We start from the raw sequence: 559 nt of genomic DNA, 5'->3' as shown, positions 1-559 counted from the left end.
AAACGCTTGCCTTAGATAGGAGCTCCTGCGGAAGACATACGACCAGCGTCATAATCGTGTTGGAAGAACGGGTCAACGTCATCGCAGATTCCGAAATACGGTCGTCCAACCACGCCCAGCATATAGGCACTTTGCTCACAATACTCTTGCTTACCTTCTTGATAACCGTTTTGGTAGGCCACGATCAGTTCTGGCGTTGCGTGGTTAGTACCATCCAACTTAGCTATCCGCTCTTGTGACAACTCTCGTAATCCATCTAAGGCAGACTGTTTCCCGAACGCTTGCCAATCAGTCACACTGGTTGAAGCTGGTAAGGTGGTTTGCGCACAAGCAGACAGAAGCATCATCATCGCGCCAATTATTAACACTCTCATCATCACTCCTTACTTTTCTGACTTGTCGTTTTCTAACGTGTTTAGAAACGTTTTTAAATCTCGACAACGTTCTTACGATGGTTACTTAAGTATAGTTCACACCCTTTGACACCAATCGCCAGACGCTATCTCTTCCGTAAGCTGCTCCGTGTCTTGATACAAGTAAATCCACGCTTGGCCAAATG

General features: G+C 46.3%; 1 protein-coding gene and 1 pseudogene. Both read right to left on the bottom strand.

Annotated elements, in window-relative coordinates; all coding sequences use genetic code 11:
* Positions 1-11: 11 nt before the first annotated feature.
* A complete protein-coding gene (locus R8O11_RS30270; RefSeq protein ID WP_020904287.1) occupies positions 12-374 on the bottom strand; it encodes a DUF2799 domain-containing protein in 363 nt (120 codons plus the stop codon).
* Positions 375-470: 96 nt separating this feature from the next.
* A pseudogene (locus R8O11_RS30265) lies at positions 471-559 on the bottom strand (gamma-glutamylcyclotransferase); the annotation flags it as partial.

It is taken from the genome of Vibrio sp. 1288, assembly GCF_033344475.1.
Note: the sequence above shows the minus strand (reverse complement) of the source record. Positions and strands in the feature narration are given on the sequence as shown.